At 45.6% G+C, this 17,521-nt stretch carries 23 protein-coding genes; 10 read left to right on the top strand and 13 right to left on the bottom strand.

Annotation, left to right across the window (positions count from 1 at the left end):
* The first annotated feature begins 12 nt into the window (after positions 1-12).
* Positions 13-858 (top strand): geranylgeranylglycerol-phosphate geranylgeranyltransferase, encoded by an 846-nt coding sequence (locus BMX02_RS08400; protein ID WP_091690243.1) that lies wholly within the window; start codon positions 13-15, stop codon positions 856-858.
* Positions 859-861: 3 nt separating this feature from the next.
* Here the strand turns inward: BMX02_RS08400 and BMX02_RS08395 are convergent, their stop codons facing one another.
* The 3 genes from BMX02_RS08395 to BMX02_RS08385 all read right to left on the bottom strand — a co-directional run bounded on the left by BMX02_RS08395 (position 862) and on the right by BMX02_RS08385 (position 4,653).
* Entirely contained in the window at positions 862-1,497 is a 636-nt protein-coding gene (locus BMX02_RS08395; protein WP_244625207.1) for an RNA ligase partner protein, read from the bottom strand.
* 116 nt (positions 1,498-1,613) lie between these two features.
* Complete coding sequence (locus BMX02_RS08390; RefSeq protein WP_091690241.1) at positions 1,614-3,812, bottom strand: CDC48 family AAA ATPase; 2,199 nt, start codon at positions 3,810-3,812, stop codon at positions 1,614-1,616.
* Positions 3,813-3,960: 148 nt separating this feature from the next.
* Complete coding sequence (locus BMX02_RS08385) at positions 3,961-4,653, bottom strand: (5-formylfuran-3-yl)methyl phosphate synthase (RefSeq protein WP_091690240.1); 693 nt, start codon at positions 4,651-4,653, stop codon at positions 3,961-3,963.
* Positions 4,654-4,710: 57 nt separating this feature from the next.
* Between BMX02_RS08385 and BMX02_RS08380 the strand changes: the two genes are divergently transcribed.
* Both BMX02_RS08380 and BMX02_RS08375 read left to right on the top strand, forming a co-directional pair.
* Positions 4,711-5,406: a HisA/HisF-related TIM barrel protein gene (locus BMX02_RS08380; RefSeq protein ID WP_342210534.1), complete on the top strand. Its 696-nt coding sequence runs from the start codon at positions 4,711-4,713 to the stop codon at positions 5,404-5,406.
* Between the two features lie 61 nt (positions 5,407-5,467).
* A complete protein-coding gene (locus tag BMX02_RS08375) occupies positions 5,468-5,716 on the top strand; it encodes a hypothetical protein (RefSeq protein WP_091690238.1) in 249 nt (82 codons plus the stop codon).
* Here the strand turns inward: BMX02_RS08375 and tmk are convergent.
* Both tmk and BMX02_RS12270 read right to left on the bottom strand, forming a co-directional pair.
* Positions 5,713-6,318, bottom strand: a complete 606-nt coding sequence (gene tmk / locus BMX02_RS08370; RefSeq protein WP_091690318.1) for a dTMP kinase — start codon at positions 6,316-6,318, stop codon at positions 5,713-5,715. The genes BMX02_RS08375 and tmk overlap by 4 nt on opposite strands.
* Positions 6,319-6,379: 61 nt before the next feature.
* Positions 6,380-6,508: a hypothetical protein gene (locus BMX02_RS12270; protein WP_280176528.1), complete on the bottom strand. Its 129-nt coding sequence runs from the start codon at positions 6,506-6,508 to the stop codon at positions 6,380-6,382.
* 96 nt (positions 6,509-6,604) lie between these two features.
* On the opposite strand from BMX02_RS12270, the gene BMX02_RS08365 reads away from it, so the two are divergent.
* Positions 6,605-7,282, top strand: coding sequence for a DUF166 domain-containing protein (locus BMX02_RS08365; RefSeq protein ID WP_091690237.1), 678 nt, complete (start codon positions 6,605-6,607; stop codon positions 7,280-7,282).
* Between the two features lie 50 nt (positions 7,283-7,332).
* On the opposite strand, the gene BMX02_RS08360 is transcribed toward BMX02_RS08365, so the two are convergent.
* Together BMX02_RS08360 and trxA are read right to left on the bottom strand one after the other, a co-directional pair.
* Positions 7,333-8,769: a methanogenesis marker 14 protein gene (locus BMX02_RS08360; RefSeq protein WP_091690236.1), complete on the bottom strand. Its 1,437-nt coding sequence runs from the start codon at positions 8,767-8,769 to the stop codon at positions 7,333-7,335.
* 21 nt (positions 8,770-8,790) lie between these two features.
* Positions 8,791-9,183 carry a thioredoxin gene (trxA, locus tag BMX02_RS08355; protein ID WP_091690235.1) on the bottom strand — a complete coding sequence of 131 codons (393 nt, stop codon included), beginning with the start codon at positions 9,181-9,183 and terminating at the stop codon, positions 8,791-8,793.
* A 222-nt stretch (positions 9,184-9,405) separates the two neighbouring features.
* Between trxA and BMX02_RS11915 the strand changes: the two genes are divergently transcribed.
* On the top strand, positions 9,406-9,570 hold the full coding sequence (locus BMX02_RS11915; protein ID WP_167879318.1) for a hypothetical protein: 165 nt from the start codon (positions 9,406-9,408) through the stop codon (positions 9,568-9,570).
* On the top strand, positions 9,567-10,586 hold the full coding sequence (locus BMX02_RS08350; protein ID WP_091690234.1) for a restriction endonuclease: 1,020 nt from the start codon (positions 9,567-9,569) through the stop codon (positions 10,584-10,586). The genes BMX02_RS11915 and BMX02_RS08350 overlap by 4 nt, the downstream gene beginning before the upstream one ends.
* A 17-nt stretch (positions 10,587-10,603) precedes the next feature.
* Here BMX02_RS08350 and BMX02_RS08345 read toward each other — a convergent pair whose 3' ends face one another.
* From BMX02_RS08345 to hcp, 5 genes are all read right to left on the bottom strand, one after another.
* Positions 10,604-10,813 (bottom strand): hypothetical protein, encoded by a 210-nt coding sequence (locus BMX02_RS08345; RefSeq protein ID WP_091690233.1) that lies wholly within the window; start codon positions 10,811-10,813, stop codon positions 10,604-10,606.
* A 52-nt stretch (positions 10,814-10,865) separates the two neighbouring features.
* Positions 10,866-11,195, bottom strand: a complete 330-nt coding sequence (locus BMX02_RS08340; RefSeq protein ID WP_091690232.1) for a hypothetical protein — start codon at positions 11,193-11,195, stop codon at positions 10,866-10,868.
* A gap of 24 nt (positions 11,196-11,219) precedes the next feature.
* Positions 11,220-12,209 (bottom strand): radical SAM protein, encoded by a 990-nt coding sequence (locus tag BMX02_RS08335; RefSeq protein WP_177165258.1) that lies wholly within the window; start codon positions 12,207-12,209, stop codon positions 11,220-11,222.
* A 34-nt stretch (positions 12,210-12,243) separates the two neighbouring features.
* Complete coding sequence (locus tag BMX02_RS08330; RefSeq protein WP_091690230.1) at positions 12,244-12,672, bottom strand: hypothetical protein; 429 nt, start codon at positions 12,670-12,672, stop codon at positions 12,244-12,246.
* Between the two features lie 138 nt (positions 12,673-12,810).
* The gene (gene hcp / locus BMX02_RS08325; protein WP_091690229.1) at positions 12,811-14,499 is read right to left on the bottom strand and encodes a hydroxylamine reductase; all 1,689 of its coding nucleotides are present in this window, start codon (positions 14,497-14,499) and stop codon (positions 12,811-12,813) included.
* 222 nt (positions 14,500-14,721) lie between these two features.
* On the opposite strand from hcp, the gene BMX02_RS08320 reads away from it, so the two are divergent.
* The 3 genes from BMX02_RS08320 (at position 14,722) to BMX02_RS11910 (ending at position 16,187) form a co-directional block, all read left to right on the top strand.
* A complete protein-coding gene (locus BMX02_RS08320; protein WP_091690228.1) occupies positions 14,722-15,567 on the top strand; it encodes a DMT family transporter in 846 nt (281 codons plus the stop codon).
* A 227-nt stretch (positions 15,568-15,794) separates the two neighbouring features.
* Entirely contained in the window at positions 15,795-15,989 is a 195-nt protein-coding gene (locus tag BMX02_RS08315; protein WP_091690227.1) for a hypothetical protein, read from the top strand.
* A 54-nt stretch (positions 15,990-16,043) separates the two neighbouring features.
* Positions 16,044-16,187, top strand: a complete 144-nt coding sequence (locus tag BMX02_RS11910) for a hypothetical protein (protein ID WP_167879317.1) — start codon at positions 16,044-16,046, stop codon at positions 16,185-16,187.
* 666 nt (positions 16,188-16,853) lie between these two features.
* Here BMX02_RS11910 and BMX02_RS12265 read toward each other — a convergent pair.
* Positions 16,854-16,985 (bottom strand): hypothetical protein, encoded by a 132-nt coding sequence (locus BMX02_RS12265; RefSeq protein ID WP_280176527.1) that lies wholly within the window; start codon positions 16,983-16,985, stop codon positions 16,854-16,856.
* A gap of 253 nt (positions 16,986-17,238) precedes the next feature.
* On the opposite strand from BMX02_RS12265, the gene gatC reads away from it, so the two are divergent.
* Complete coding sequence (gatC, locus tag BMX02_RS08310; RefSeq protein WP_091690226.1) at positions 17,239-17,520, top strand: Asp-tRNA(Asn)/Glu-tRNA(Gln) amidotransferase subunit GatC; 282 nt, start codon at positions 17,239-17,241, stop codon at positions 17,518-17,520.
* Position 17,521 lies beyond the last annotated feature (1 nt).

Raw genomic sequence — 17,521 nt, 5'->3', positions numbered from 1 at the left:
GGGGACATAAAGATGCGATCCTATCTCGAGCTGATGCGTGCCGGCAATTGTGCAATGGCAGCTTTTGCTGCACTGATTGGTGTCCTGATAGCGTATAACATTCTCTCATCAGCAGGTTCAGCTGCATCCCTTTCATTCTATGATGCATCGCTTGTATTTTTCATCGTCTTTTTCGTGACAGGTGCCGGAAACGGGCTTAACGATTATTTCGATATCGACATCGATACCGTGAACAAGCCGTCAAGGCCGATCCCCTCTGGAAGGGTTTCATTAAAGAGCGCTCTTTATTTCTCTCTCATACTTTTTGGTGCAGGGGTTGCAATGGCATTTCTTGTTAATGTGCTCTGTGGCATCATTGCCATGCTCAATTCACTTGTTCTGATAGTCTATGCAAAGAACCTGAAACGTACCCCCTTCTTCGGTAATGCTTCGGTCGGTTACCTTACAGGTTCCACATTCCTGTTCGGTGGTGCCGTTTTTGGGATGGACGGACTTCAGGCAGTGATCGTTCTTTTCCTGCTGGCAACGCTTGCTACCATTGCACGTGAGATAGTAAAGGATATCGAGGATGTAGAAGGTGACAAAAAAGAAGGTGCAAGAACATTGCCGATCCTTATCGGGCCAAAGAAAGCATCTTATATGGCTGCAGCTTTTGGTTTTATTGCCATGCTTGCAAGCCCCGTTCCATATCTTCAATCAATACTGAACGAAAGATACATTTTTGTCGTGGCAATTGCAGACATATTCTTCCTCATAGCGGTCTACCAGATACTTGGAAAGAATGATGCTGCAAGCTCTTCTAAATTCTTCAAGTTCGCAATGCTCTTCGCATTGGTCTCGTTCATCGTTGGTGCTTAAAACTCACTTTCTGTCGTTACCTTTCGAAGGTGTGTGCTTAAGATATTCCTGAAGCATCATGGGAAATGTTGTTGCAGGTACGAACCTGACCCCAAGTTGTTCTGCCCATTTCTGGATACCATAATCACTTGCAACAACTGCGGCATCCAGCTCCTTTGCAAGCAGTAGCACATCAATATCCGGTGCGCTGTCAAGAATGCCGTAGCGAAGCGCTGAACGGTACTTGTTCCTGAACTTGCCTACAATGCCACCAATGAGCTCGCGATCTATCACATTATCCATGTCATAGCCAGCGTCAGTTTCGGGATTGACAGAAAGGCATTGTACGGATGCTTCCCTGATGGCTTCCTCTGCCACGTTCATGCCTTTGTTGATACGCTCACGCATGTATGCCACATACTCGTGGAAAATATGGGATGGTATCTTCACATCATGCCTGTCAGGTGCTTTTTTAACGAGCCATGTATCTATCTTTGCAATAACTTCATCATTACAATCGTTGTTCTTTGCAAACTCATGAAGCTCTTTGTATACGGACGGGAACGGAACATAACAGCTTATCTGTAGGTGAAGTCTTGATTCTGCTATCAGGTCCAGTATTGTGCGCATACCATCACAAAGATCATCTATCCCCATCATTTCCCGAGTCTGGAGATCGGTCAGAGCTGTAGTATCTATTACAAATCTTTGCTTTAACGTTGTTACTCCCCCTAAAGTGATACAATATCTGTATTAGACTCTTATTCCCTTTTCCCTCATTCTCCATTCTTTTCAGATCCTGATGATCTTGAGAACATGCAGGCAGTTTCGACATACATCTCCATCTCACTATTTGATGTAGAGGGTCTGACGCGTGAAATTGCCTTCTTGAAATGTGGTGTCTGAAGCACTATCCTTCCGGCTGCTTCATAAGCTTCTTCCTTTGTCATTTTCGGTTTGATGTTCTCTCGCAATGCCATCATTGCAGCTTCCCTGCAAACTGCTTCGATATCGGCACCAACATAACCTTCTGACATATCGGCAAGTTCGGAAGAGCTGATTTCATCTGAGAGGGGTTTGCCGGCAAGATGGATGTTGAATATCCTGATACGTTCCTCCCTTTCAGGTGCTTTTACATAGATAAGCCTGTCAAAACGTCCGGGTCTTAAAAGTGCAGGGTCGATAATATCCGGACGGTTGGTGGCAGCCACAACCACAATGTCCTTCATCTCCTCTATGCCATCGATCTCGGTAAGGATCTGGCTGACAACACGTTCAGTTGCCTGTGACTCAAGCCCCATTCCTCGTTTTGGGACCATGGAATCAAGCTCATCAAAGAAAATGACTGTTGGTGATGCCTGCTTTGCTTTTCTGAACGTTTCCCGGACCGCCTTCTCGGATTCTCCCACGTACTTGCTGAGAAGTTCGGGTCCCTTGATACTGATGAAATTAGCTTCACTTTCGTTTGCAACAGCCTTTGCAAGCAGTGTCTTTCCTGTTCCGGGAGGTCCGAAAAGCAGTATGCCTCTTGGCGGGGTAGTGTTCAGGCTTTCGAACATGTCCGGATATTTCAGAGGCCATTCCACGGCCTCGATAAGTTCCTGCTTTGCCTGTTCCAATCCACCGATGTCATCCCACATTACATGCGGGACCTCTACGAACACTTCCCGGAGTGCAGATGGTTCGATGTTCCGATGCGCTTCGATAAAATCAGCTTCAGTAACCTCCAGCTGTTCCATTATCTCGGGTGGGATCTCCTCCTCTATGCTGATCAGGGGGAGCATCCTGCGAAGTGCATGCATTGCTGCTTCTTTACATAGTGAGGACAGGTCAGCGCCTACGAAACCGTGGGTCATATCGGCGATCATATCAAGACGCATGCTCTTTTCTATCGGCATTCCGCGGGTATGGACGTAGAGTATCTGCAGCCGACCACTCCTGTCTGGTATTCCGATCTCGATCTCACGGTCGAACCGCCCACCGCGGCGCAAGGCCTGATCAATGGAGTTCGGGCGGTTTGTGGCCGCTATGACTATCACTTTTCCTCTGCTCTTCAATCCGTCCATAAGTGAGAGGAGCTGGGCAACAACTCTCCGTTCCACTTCTCCGACAACATCGTCACGTTTTGGTGCGATGGAATCTATCTCGTCGATGAAGATGATGGATGGTCCTTCTTTTTCAGCGCCTTCGAATATCTCGCGGAGCTTCTGCTCGCTCTCCCCGTAGTATTTGGATATGATCTCGGGCCCGCTGATCGGAATGAAGTTAGCCTCACTCTCACTGGCAACCGCTTTTGCTATCATGGTCTTGCCTGTGCCGGGAGGGCCGTAGAGCAGTACACCTTTTGGAGGATCGACTCCGAGCTTGTCAAAAAGTTCCGGATGGCGCAAAGGAAGTTCTATCATCTCGCGCATCAGACCCAACTCCCGTTTTAAGCCGCCGATATCCTCATAAGAAATTCCCTCGCTGATATCTGTTTCAGCAGTTGGCTTGTCCATTACGATGTGGGTGGTACGCGCCACAACAACGGGGCCCTGGGGCACTGTAGATTTGACAATAAAGGTGAGAGGATTGTTAACTGTCTCTATCCTGATACGCTGTCCTCTTTCCAGAGGTCGACCTTCCAGATTACGGTGTATTGAGCGTGAAAGCCTTTCCTGGGGGAAGGCCCGGGTGGGTGCAAGAGTTATTCGTTCAGCTTCCTTTTCAACAACTCTCCTGACCGTTACCTGATCGTCGATGCCAACCCTTGCATTGTTTCTCAGATTGCCGTCGATGCGGATGATCTTTTTCCCGTCATCATCAAGGTTTGCCGGCAGGACCCTTGCATAGGTCTTCTTTTTACTCCTGATCTCGATGATGTCCCCGCTTACTGCGCCAATTCTTTGCATAAGGGCATTGGCAAGCCTAGCGATGCCTCTGCCTGCATCACGGTGGTTTGCTTCTGCAACACGAACAATGAGATCTTCGGCCATATCGGGAACCTATATCAAAGGATCAAAAGAAATGCAGTGCCAGAGGCAATAACTGCAAGATCCACTATAGAGTGAATTTTACAGTAATAGTATAAATAAAAGATGATGCAGAAGGGTTTTCTGCAAAAGTAAAATGGTGTGAGACCTATCAGATCTCACTCTTTAATTTCTCAACAAGTTCCTGTTTGATGGTAGTGCTGCGGTCTCCGCCACAAACAATGCCGCGTACACCAATGATGGTAGGCTGAATGCGCTTTAATGCTGGTATGTCATCGAATTTGATGGTTCCTGCAATTGCGGTTTCAAGTCCGCGTGCGTGTGCATCGTTAACGAACTCAATGAGATCATCTTCGCTCATGAACTCGAAGGTGGAGCGACCGTCCTTGACACCAGTGTCGACCATAACAAGGTCCACACCTGCTTTCTCTCCAATGGCAGGGAGTAACTTCGGATCGATGGAGTCGATACGCTCATAGTCAGAATATCCGCAGGCAACGACCTTAATGTCCATTCCCTTTAAAGATTCGGCAATGCCGGTCATCATTTCAAGCGCCTGATCTTCGGTCTTTACATCGTAGAGCCCGACCTTCACATAGTCTGCACCTGCAGCTGCAGCCCCGTATGCGGCAAGTGCTGCGGTGCCTGGCTTGTAATTAAAGTCGCCGAGTGCGGCACTGATAGGTTTTTTACCCTCGACAGCATCTTTCACACCCTTGATGACCCATGGGAAATTAGCACCCAGTGAGCCTTCTTTTGGATTTTTGACATCAATTACATCTGCTCCTCCGTTGAGTGCAGATATCGCTTCTTCAGTGTTAATAGGACTTACCAGTAATTTCATAGATTGGCCTCTTTTTTATAGGATGAACTAAAGTATCGATTAAATATGTTTCGAACCGTGTTTGTATTTGATGTATATAACCATAATGCTGTCCATGCACAGGGCGGGGACCGCCGCAGGTACCGGCCGGTACATGAGTCCAGTTCGATATGCACGACATCGGACCCTGTGGAGATCGTTCGCCGTCTCAGGCCGGCAGAAGTGTATATTGCAGACCTTAACCGTCTTCAGGGTCAGGGAGCACCGGATACCAACTTTGACGTTATCAGGGGGGTTTCAGAGCAAACAAAGGTCATGCTGGATGCGGGAATATCCTCTTTTGAGGACATTATGCCCGTAATAGACCTTGCAGACCATCCCGTACTGGGGACAGAGACCGCTTCACTTGATACGATCTCGAAGGTAGCTTCGCAATACCCTTCCAGGGTAAATGTCAGTATCGATAAAAAGGATGGTGTGATCCTCTCTTCAGATCCTTCAATGCCCAACGATCCGGTTGAGATTATTGAGATGCTCAACGGTCTTGATATCAATGATGTCATCTTCCTTGACATGGATATGGTGGGCACATCGGCTGGTTTTGATGCACAATTCTTAAGTCTGATAGCAGATGTTTGTGAACACGACGTTCTTCTTGGTGGAGGCGTAAGGGGCTTAGAAGACATCGGACAGCTTGAGGATATAGGTATCAAGGGTGCATTGGTGGCTACAGCTTTACACAATGGTTCTATCCCTGTTACAATGTTGCAATAAACATTACAATAAAAATTACAATAAGCAGATAAAAGCTGAAAATTACATATCTGGTGATAATATGGCAGAAGATAATACGGCAGAAGATAATACGAATGTTTCTGAAGGCGAAGAGTACATGGAGATCAAGATGGCAGGCGGCTGGTATCTTACCATGACCCTTGCAAAAAGCGAGAAGTATGACAGTGAATATGTTGAGGTCGCAAAGGAAAGAAGCGGTCAGAAAAGGAGCCGCTTTAACATAAATCCAAAATACGCACGTGAACTTGGCGAGACCCTCATAAAGTTCGCAGACGCTAACGGTCTTTAATTTTCCATGATCGATGTGATTGCCTGCAACACATCGTTCTCTATTTCTTTAAGGTCCCTGTCGGTATCTATTATGACGAACCTTTCAGGTTCTTTCTCTGCAAGTCGAAGGTAATTTTTTCTTACTCCATTTAAGAGCTCGATCTTCTCGAATTTTGTCTGTTCCCCTCTTTTACCACAGCGCCTAACCGCTATTTCCGGATCGATGTCAAAAAGGACCGTAAGGTCAGGGACCACTGTCCAGCCTTTATGGATCTGTTGCACCCATTCCATGGGTTCATCGAACCTTTCCTTGAGCGTAACGCCCTGGTATGCATATCTGCTGTCCGAATACCTGTCTGAGATAACGATCTTTCCGTCTTCAAGTGCCGGGCGTATCAGGGTTGCAATATGGTTTGCATGGTCTGCGGTGAAGAGCATCAGCTCTGCAAGGTGGTCTGTGTTGGATTCAATGGCTTTGTAGACCGCGTCACCTATCCAGCTTGTGGTAGGTTCCCTTGTGAACACCGCACTGGAAAAGGCAGGATGCGAGTTCAAAAAACGTGTGATGGTGGATTTACCGGATCCATCGATACCTTCCAGTGTTATGAGCTTTCCTTTCATGAGTGTCAACTGTACTGCTATCTTCTTAACTTTATGTTCTTCGATCTTCTGTTCTTTGATCTTATGTTCTGGAAGTATCCTCACTTCTGCACTGGGGACATTTTATGGGAAAGAAGTTAGGATCTGCCTGGAATACAAAATCACACACATTACACCTGAAATATACCATTGACTGGTCGATATCTTCCATTATATCACCTTAATATTTTAGCAGTTATACTAAGTTTGAACAGCAAACAATATTAATATACCGCTGTTCCAATAATATCACAAGCAGGTATTGAAAATGACAAAAATAGGAGTTATACTGCGCGGAAAATATGGGTCAAGGCTTGTCGAGACCGTGCGTTCAAAGACAGATATGGAAGTCATAGTGGCAGAGCTTCCCGCTTATCTTCCGGATTTCATAGATGAGCCCGAGGAGTTCTTTTCCGGGCTGGACTTTGATACGAAAGTGTTCGATGCTGACATCATAATCACTTATTCCCTGCATCCTGATATCACTCCCCAGATAGCGCGCCTGGCAGGTCAGGCAGGTGTGCGTGCCCTGATAGTGCCCGGAGGTGCTTCAAAGGCACCTGTCAAGGAACTGGAAGATATATCAAAAGAGTACGGCATCTTCATAGAGGTCGATGAGATCTGCTGTAATGTAGCATCCGATCCTGCTACTGATGATTTCACCTGCTTCTTTGGAAACCCGGTACTTGATGTTGAAGTAAAGGACGGGAAGGTCGCAAAAGTGAATGTGATACGAGGTGCTCCATGTGGCAGTACCTGGCACATGGCAGAGGCTCTTGTAGGCACTCCGGTAGAAGAAGCCGGTCCAAAGGCCGGTCTGATAGTTTCCCAATATCCCTGCCGTGCGGTCAGGGGAAATATGGGTGGCATACATGAATCTTCGGAGATGCACAAGCAGGAGATAGAGGCGGCCATAAAACGGCAGCAGGCTTCTTCCAGAAAGTAAAGTAAGAAAAAAAGAGAAAGCATGGCAGGATAGAATACCTGCCTTTTAGATCATTTGTTCTGAAGTTTGATACGCTGTCCAAGGATACATTTTCCGCCGCGGTGGCCTCCAAGCGGGTTGAACGTGGTGCCCAGGGAGTTCATGCACCTTGCCATGACCGCAGCGCCTCTTGCAAGACCGTCGTCTACGAAGACAACGTTCTCTTCGATCTTGCTGTTAAGCCCGAGCTCTTCCAGATACTTCAGTGCAAGTTTGGCTTTGTCGCCACTGATGCCGGCACGTCCGGTAATTCCAATGGCCGTCTCAGGATACACAAGTCCTTCTTCTTTTGCGACCTTGACCAGCCGGTAGATAACCTGTGCCATAACTTCATCTATCACTGCAAAAAGCACTTTGAGGCCGTATTTGCTGTAGATCTCACCGCCTAACATTGATAGTTTGTCCATGTCGGATCCATTATCTCCAACATCGCATCCTATAAGCACAACTCCAATATCCTTTGCAGCTTTAGGGTTTACCGGTACGCTACCGTATTTATCCCGGCTTTCCGGTACTTTTTCTATGATAACGTAATCGAGTACTTTCTTTGCGTATTCCTTGATGTTTTTGCCCTTAAGCAGCATTGTAAGCCTGTCCGTGTGGATATCATTAAAGACGTCCAGGGCAGTGCCAAGCCGACTGTCTACCGTTTCCGTACCTTTTATCAGGGCATCGGGTATTGCTCCTGCATATCCGCAGAAGTTACCGATGGTCTTTGCATAAGGTTTGTCAGGACTGATTATCCTGCCATCAAGGGTCGTTCCAAAGTCCATGGACATGCATGGGTTGCGGAAATCCACATCCACCCATTTTGCACCTTCCTTGATACCTGCTGTGGCAAGCTCTCCTTCCATCTCATTGGCAACGATCTCAACACCTGTGGCACCGGTAGGCGGTAGCACACTGGCAACAGCCCCATCGAAGAAAACTTTGTCCAGTTTACTGTGTTTCTGGAACTTTTCCGGAAGGTTGTCCACGCTCATAGGGGGTGTCATGTGCTTTGGTGGTACGCCTGCGGTCAGGCATCCATCTGCAAGGGCCTTGATGAACTCTCCTACTTCCTCGGGTGCGTCGAATCCGGCAACAACCCCTGTTGAGCGCACAACGAAGTTGATGTCTGTTTCGATGTCAAGGTGAGCATCTTTCACAGCTTCCAGCAATGTGCCACTGACAAGTTCTGAGACTGATTCGCGGGTGAGTTCCACTCCGTTCAGTGTCTTTCCGAAAACGGTCTCATTGGCCTTTGGTGGTCTGACATCCCTTGTCATTTTGACTGTCTTGGTAACGTGGTATGTCTTTCCTTCATCCATATTGGTGGCTGTCAGAATACATTTGGTGGTGGTGTTTCCTACCTCCACGGAAGCCACGATGAAGAAAGGCTTTGAACTTGATTTAAGGTCAAGGAGCCTGACCCCGGGATTTGCTGCGAATCTTGGTTTAAGTGACATTATATCATCTTCCGGTAATTATCAGATAAATTTGTTCAATCTTTCAACAAGCTGTTCTTTCTGGAGCGCACCCACTATCTGTCCGGCCGGCTTTCCGTTCTTGAATACCAGAAGTGTGGGGATGGCCGTGATATTGAACTTTCTTGCGGTCGTCTGGTTCTCATCAGTGTTCAGTTTCCCGAAAGCGATCTTACCCTGCATCTCTTTTGCAAGGGCATCAATGACAGGTACCAATTTCCTGCACGGTCCGCACCATTCTGCCCAGCAATCGATAACGACAACTGGATATTTTGATATAAGTTCATCAAAGTTCGCATCCGTGGCATGTATGGGGCTGTCCGGGAATGACCTCGATTCAAGGTTATTTTTGATCTGTTCCAATCGTTGTTGTCTGATCTTTTCTAAATCGTCCATTGTGCTCACCTGATCTGCCTGTGAGAACAGTTCTAAATTTTATAATAACATTAATATTTGATATGGTATTATAATCTACCATGTACTTTTATGCGTTTGCAGATTAATGTTGTGAAATGATTTAAAGTTTTGTATGGTTATTCGGAAAACATGCACAACCATTGGGTTGATATCGGATAGCTTTTTTAAGACCTTAATACTAAGATCGGGTAAGGTAGGTTTATGAAAGACAAATGTGAGAAACAACAGATGGACCGGTCACTCTTTGACCAGAAATGTGTAACCTGTGGTACGTGGATGGTAAGTACTGAAAAGAAGGTCAATGACGTCACAACTATCACATATTCCTGCCCGGAATGTGGCCTTACCTATACGGTCGATAAATGAGCGATATATCCAATTGGTCTTTGGACCAGCTTCTCGAAATAGACCCGTATGATCTTGAGAACCTTGTAGCTTTTCTTTTCAGGAGAATGGGATATAAGGCAAATGTAACTTCACGATCAAAGGATGGCGGGGTGGATGTGGAGATAAAGCTTGAGCATTTTGGCCTTTCACATCGCTGGCTTGTCCAGGTAAAACGTTACCTGAATTCCGTAGGTGTAAAAGAGGTCAGGGAATACAGCAGCCTGCGTTACAGGGAAAAAGTCGATGGGGTCATAATCGTTACGACTTCCACGTTCACTGAAGATGCATACAGGGAAGCCACAGAGCATAATGTAAAGCTCATTGAGGGTCAGCTGCTGGTTTCGATGCTCAATCATTACTGCAGTGATGCAGCTAAGAACGTTTCAGATGGAATTGAACAGAAAACTACCACATCAGGCGGTGCTGTCCTTAAGACCGGTGAATCTGTTCATCTAAGGGAGCCTGCAATCGTTGGGAACACGCGACTCACACTGGTCATTACGAACAGGAATATCTATTTTGAACAGAACTCAGGCGGTCTGTTCTCAAAAAGGCCGGAGATCTCACGTCGTATAGAGGTCAGGGACCTTGTTGGTTTTTCACATGTAAGGAAGGAGATCCTTCTTGTGGTGGGCAAAAAGAAGTTCGAAGTGATCCGGATCCGGCCAAAGGGCATGGGGAAGGTGTTGAACGTGCTTGAGCAGTTAAAGACCGATTACATGAGGGGTGAGTCACTTCTCCGGCTGGAGCAGGCAAAAAATAATTTCATTATTCTGACCAACCGCAGGCTTGCTACCATTACACCCCGGGGGGAAGAGGCCCTTGAAGTTAAGCTAAAGAATATTGTTGGAACGGAAGTAGCGGGTTCAGGGATGTTCAGCAGGCAGAAGCTCATCATTTCAGAGGTTCGTGAGGATGTGAAAAAGCATGTCTTTGAAGTAGCCGACGCAAAGGGATGGAAAAATGAGATCGATGAGGCTGTGCGTTCAGCCTGATCCTGATCTGTAAAGTATTATTTTGGGAAAAGGCCGCCATGTTTCTGGTAGGCTATAGCCCTTGTGATGAAAAGTGCGACGATACCAATGGAAATTCCGATCAGGATGACCATGACCGCATTTCCTTCATCTGCAAACTTCAACATGCTGTTGAAAAGGAAAGCACTGACCAATATGCCTCCCAGCATAATGTAGGCAATTGGGGATCTGTAAAGTTTTTCAATCATATTTTATCGCCATCCTGTATTCTATTACCTCCTATTTTATTGTTATCCATGATCAAATATCCGGATGTTCTTCTATAGGACTTCGCTTTAGAACGCCCTCGATGTATTCGATCTTATGTATCCTTTCGATGTTCATGAAATCGAATATAAGCTCAATATCATCCGGATATGGGCTGTTAACATAAAGCGGGTGAAATGGTTCCATGTCCTGCTGTGACACATAGAACATATCTTCCCCAAAAAGAACAATATGCCTCAGGTCGTAGTTCTCAAAAATATGAATGATAAACTCCTTTGACATTGGCGGAGTTGCAAATTCAAAGTCCTCATCGGTCATTTCAATGGAGGCTTCGAATGCAGGCTCATTTCCGATTTCAGACATTTGTTTCCCACAAATTCGGTCCTTTCAGTCTTCATCCTCACAAAGATCCGTATGAGGGTTCATGTCACATCCTGTACATGGCAGGCACATGGTCTTGAATACATCTGCACGTAGTCCGTTCTCGTCCAGGATCTTGCGAAGTAGCCGTGTAAGCTTAAGCAGCCTTTCTTTTGAAGGTCTTTCAATGAAAACCTCTCCTTCACGCAAAGGGTGCATGCTTGCAGGTCGGAGTATGGGTACTACTCCTATGGAGATAAGCTCACGGATTCCTTTTTCCACAGTTTCATCTGTCTCGCCCAGGCCGATGATGAAATTGGCACATACCTTATTCTTGCCAAAAACCTCGACAGCCCCCTTAAGCGCCTGCAATATTTCTTCCATGTCCTGTCCGGGACAGACCTTTTTGTAGAGTTCCCTGTCCATTGTTTCAACGTTGTACTTGATCTCGTCAGCGCCTGCTTCTTTTAGAAGCATGTTAGAATCAGGGGTGGGGTAAACTGCAACACCAATGGGTACGCCGTATTTCTTCACAGCATGGACGACCTCGAGGGCTCTTTCAAGCTCTTTCTCCACTGATTCATCAACACCTGAGGTGATAGATATGGCCTTCATCTTGCCGGTGGCGTTCGCTTCGCCTATTAGATCCACTACCTCTTCAATGGTCTTGACCTTGCCATTGAGCTTTGGGACAGGACAGAACTTGCAGTCGAAGATACATCTCTCTGTCATGTTTATGTAGGCCTGGTCAGGACAATGGATAAGCTCTTCTTCGATCTCTCCCCTTGCGATCTCTTTACCATCTCTCATTATGACAATGTCATCTCCGTCGGCAACTGCTTTGAGAGGGGAGTCCTTGTTCAGGGCAAGCCTGACCCTTTGGTTGCCTGAGTGGAAGAAAAATGCTGTTTTGCCTGCTCCCGGTCCTGCGGTCGGGACTGTGATCTTCCCCAGCAGGGATGGCTCTATATCAAGGCTACCTACGGCTATAAGCTCGGCTTTTGTTTCTGGTCTCATCGGTATCTCCATCCTTTTCCGGACATTAATTGTTCTATAGCTGACAAATTGGCATTTGCCTATTATATATGCTTCTTCCGGTATATTTTGCCACTTTCATGGTAAATCCATTAATTACTATTTTGTGTATTGATAATATGGCTGTCAGGAACAGGACGAAACCCAGTCCCCCAAAAAGGCCATTCAGTACCCATCCTATTGTAAGTATGATAAAACCCAATGTAAGAGCTACCTGCTCATTTGACGATCCCTTCATCATGTTGACCCTGCTGGTTGTGATCAGATATGCAGAGCTGAAGAACAATATCGATGTGGTGAGATACAGTATCCCTATGTGGTATCTTTGATCAACTAATATCATTGCAGCGGCAATTGTCAGGAGAATAATTGCTGCAAGTGCAAGTAATATTTTCCAGACCTTGTTCTGATCGCCTTTAGTTTTGTTCTGAATATTTCTCACCATGATATGTTGTTTTATGATGGTATAAATGAATTTTTAGTGGTCGTTCTGATGGTAAACAATTAGTCGGGAAAAAAGAAAAAAATGGCTACAAATGGATGAAAATAATGACGGAAGGGGATGAAAAGAAGGGGGAAAGGCTCAGAGCAGCCTTTCCATATCCTCCTCGACGGTTGTGTTGGGTGCGATGTTGAAGTTCTCAACAAGGACGTTGAGGACATTCGGAGAGACAAATGCCGGCAGTGTCGGACCAAGTGTTATGTTCTTGACACCAAGGTGCAGCAGTGCAAGCAATACAAGGACTGCTTTTTGTTCATACCATGCGATGTTGTATGAGACCGGCAGTTCATTGATGTCCTCAAGTCCGAAAGCTTCAGCAAGCTTCTGTGCGATGACCACAAGGGAGTAGGAATCATTACACTGTCCTGCGTCGAGCACTCTTGGAATCCCATCAATGTCACCAAGATCAAGCTTATTGTAGCGGTATTTTGCACAACCTGCTGTCAGGATGACCGCACTTTCGGGAAGAGCTTCTGCAAATTTGGTGTAGTAGTCCCTTTCCTTGTGCCTTCCGTCACAACCAGCCATGACCACGAAGCGTGTGATCTTTCCGCCTTTTACGGCTTCCACGATCTTGTCTGCAACGGAGAGGACCGCACTGTGGGCAAATCCTCCAATCAGGGTGCCATCTTCCAGTTGTTCCGGAGAGCTGCATTTCTTTGCCTGCTCGATCAGGGCAGAGAAGTCCTTTGCACCGTTCTCGTCTGCATCGATATGCTTTACACCATCAAAACCGACAATGCTTGTGGTATAGATCCTGTCAATGTAACTGTCCTTTGGAGGGACTATACAGTTTGTCGTCATCAGTATGGGACCGTTGAACTTTTCGAACTCGCTCTTCTGTGTCCACCATGAACCTCCATAGTTTCCGACGAAGTGATCATATTTCTTGAATGCCGGATAGTAGTTCGCAGGCAGCATCTCACCATGGGTATAGACATCAACACCTGTTCCCTGGGTCTGCTTGAGCAGTTGTTCCATGTCCTTAAGATCATGCCCGCTGATGAGGATACCCGGATTGTCCCTGACCCCAAGGTAAACCTCAGTTGGTTCAGGGTTGCCGTAGGTGGATGTGTTAGCTTCATCCAGCAACGCCATGACCTTTACACCGTACTCTCCACATTCGAGGACCAGTCCGACAAGGTCGTCAACTGAAAGGGTATCGTCAAGGGTTGCAGTAAGTGCTCTTTCTGTGAATGCAAATATCTTGTCATCGCTGTATCCAAGAACGTTTGCATGGTGCGCATAGGCTGCAAGACCTTTAAGGCCATAGGTAAGTAATTCCCTGAGTGACCTGATGTCTTCGTTCTGGGTTGCAAGGATACCTGTGTTTGTGGTCTTGAGAGCTTCGGGTGTGACGATCGCAGCACCGGGGATGTCAAATCTGGTTTCCGGATCAGACATGCCGAGTGTGGCTTTGACCTTGTTACCGAATGAAAGCCCTTTTGTTTCTCCAAGGTCGATGTTCCTTGTAACAAGATTGCGCTTGACACCATCTCTTATTTCAAGTCCTTCCCTGATGTATTTCTGGAAGTCCTTTGCGCTGAAGTTCGTGTTAGTGATGGTTGAGAAAAGCCCGTTCATGATGAACTGATCGACTTTCTCGTCGGTGATACCGTTCTCACGTGCCTTTGCGTTGTAGTATGCGATACCTTTGAGGATGTAGGTGAGCTGGTCCTGAAGGTCTGCAACTTCCGGTTTCTTTCCACATGCTCCTGCTTTGGTACATGCCTGTCCACTTACTGTTTCTTCACATTGATAGCAATACATCTTTTTGATCTCTCCTTTTTGTTGTAGTTATTGTAAATTTGGTATCGTTAGGATATTAAGTACATTAAAGATACTCGTATATATAGCCCCGGTTTCTTGTTGGATACCCGGTACCAAAACAAGTTTTCATGAACCGATGTTTCCATCCTTGTGAGAACCTATTTATAGAAATGAACAAATTTACCCGAAAATGATCCTATTTTTTGTTTCGGAGCAAACCATATGATATCTCCTGAGATCCTTGTCATCTTCTTCAGTCTTGCAGCAGCTGCAACCTGGGGTGCCGCAGATTTTGGTGGCGGATTTGCGACAAAGCGTGCCAGTGTCTATTCTGTTGTCATAATAACACAGGCAGTTGGTCTTGTTCTTTTGCCATTTCTTGCATTGTATTTCTCAGAAGAATTCCCTCCAATGAATGGCATGTTCTGGGGATTTGTTGCAGGTGTTGCAGGAAGTTTGGGTCTTCTGGCGCTCTATCATGCACTTTCCATGGGCAAGATGGGCGTTGTAGCACCGATCTCTGCTGTGGTTACCGTTGCTCTGCCTGTGGTTTACGGTGCTTTCAATGAAGGCTTGCCTGCAGGACACCAGATAGCAGGTTTTGTTATGGCCATTGCCGCCATGTGGTTGATCAGCAGTACCGGTGAAAAAGGTGAGATCAAAAAGCAGGATGTCGTTTATCCGTTACTGGCGGGGGTTGGATTCGGCATTTTTTTCATATCGGTCGATCTTTTCAGTGAATCAGCAGTATTCTGGCCCCTTACGGTCGCAAAGCTCTCTGCAGTCGTGGTGATCCTGGGATTTGCCTTGCTGAGAAGGTCAGCAACTGTGCCTTCAAAGGGTGTCCTTCCCCTTATAATACTTGCAGGATTGTTCGACACTGGTGGAAACCTTTTTTTCGCACTGGCCTCCCAGGTCGGGAGACTTGATATTGCAACCGTGATCGCATCTCTGTATCCCGGCAGTACTGTATTGCTTGCATGGATAATCCTGAAAGAACGTCTGTCCTCAATGCAGTGGATAGGGGTTGTGCTTGCTTTGGCAGCGATTGCATTGATCTCTTTGTGAACGTTGAAGCTGTTAATATCTGAACAACCAATATTAGCTTCAAAGATTATATAAATTATCTATATCCAATACTATTTATACTCAAAGTGACAACATAGTAGCAAGGTCAATGTATGGGGGTTGCAGGTGGGATCCGGCTGGGGTTTCTCAACTAATGATTTCCATTTGCTGGCATGCATCGATCTGACTTAAAGAATATAATGTGTAAATATTTGGGGACAGAGAATATGGCAGATACACTTGGGAATATGGTAGATGCATATAAGTATGAATATCTTTTGAGCAATGTGGTTTTATACAAACCACAGAAGGGAAATGACCCTGCTGTCGTTTTCTCTTCGATAGTGAATGATGATGGAACTATCAAACGAAGGCGTCTTTATCGGATCTATTCCGGACATGGGTATAATCGATCGAACTGATATTTCAGGATAGGAAGCTTAAAAGATAAACTTTGGAATAAACGAGGGATGAAAATGGAAGATACAACTTTGCTCTATGTGCAGCCAAATGCGGAGGATTCCTCTGCAATTGCATTTTCCATCAGCATTAGTGCAGATGGCAGGATCGACAGCAGTAAACTGTTAAAAATAGATATGAACAAACAGGATGATTCCTGAACCTCCATTATTTTTTAAAATTCATCCTGTGAAACCATCCATTCAGGAACTCTCCTGAATGGATATATTTGTTGTTTTTTGTTAGATCTTTTATTTTGTTATTAAATATTGAATAGCGTCAGCTTTGGCAATTTGAGTTAGTATGACGTTGTCATCTCTGAGGATGGGCATGGAAAAAGAGTGAAGCTTAGGCCAAACCTGCTGATCAGGCTGACCATTTCAGAAGAAAGAATTCGTTAGGGGGGCTTTTCGGGATCCTCATCACTCTCCACAAAGTCCATTGAGATCGTTCCCCATGGTGAACTTGAGAGTTCCAACCTGAAGTTTGAACTTCGTCTCATTTGTACCACCTTCTTTTATTCCCAATTACAAATTGGTTATGATTGTATTTATATATGACCAGCAATAAAAAAGAAATGCGGACACTCGTAATGTATATTTATCTCCGTATTCAATTAATGCAAGTCTAAATTGCATTTCATGGGATCGATTTTTACAGGATATAATGTCCAAGCCATCTTAAAAAAAAGTAGCGTGTTATCTGGTCATTAATAGGATATTTGCTGGAAATACGATATTATCATTCAATTCTGTTCAGTTTTCTTCCTCTTCCTGTGATATCTGCCCTGACTCAAAAGTTCTCTCGCTAGTATATGGCCAATTACATCATATCTTGCTATAGTTCACACCTAATTTTCCCACAAGTTTAGCTATGGAATTGAGCGCCTCATAACCCTGCACACTGATCTGGTATTCACCTCGTTCGCCACGCTGCCTGATTATTCCCTTGTTCTGCAATTTCTCCCGGTGGAAGAGAAGATTTCCTCCGCGAAGTTCTGTGAGCTTTGAAAGTTCGGTGAATGATCTTCCTTTTTCGACCTGCTTTTATCGATATTCTTTTGACAGCTGAGAATCCGTGACGAACTGGTCCTTTTACAGTTACTATTATTGTTCACGCACACAACCCAACATATTAATATTAAGTACTTGATTTCTATCAGTCATATTAGAATACACTATGTTATTATCCCAATTATCTGAGGAACCTATAATGATCACTAAAGACGAGGTAGAACACGTAGGATGGCTTGCCCGCATCGAGATCGATGATGCGGACGCCGAGGACTACGCTGTGAAGTTAAGTTCTGTATTGGATTATTTCGGTCAACTGGATGAGGTGGACACTGAAGGTGTCGAGCCTACATATCATGTGGCAGATGTCATGAACATCTTCAGGGAAGATGTTGTCACACCATCACTTGACCAGAAGGATGTGCTTGCGAACACTGCAGCCGAGAAAGATGGTTACATCAAGGCACCGAGGATCATTTGAG

It is taken from the genome of Methanococcoides vulcani, assembly GCF_900111645.1.
Lineage (GTDB): Archaea > Halobacteriota > Methanosarcinia > Methanosarcinales > Methanosarcinaceae > Methanococcoides > Methanococcoides vulcani.
This window is presented reverse-complemented; position numbering and strand designations above follow the sequence as displayed.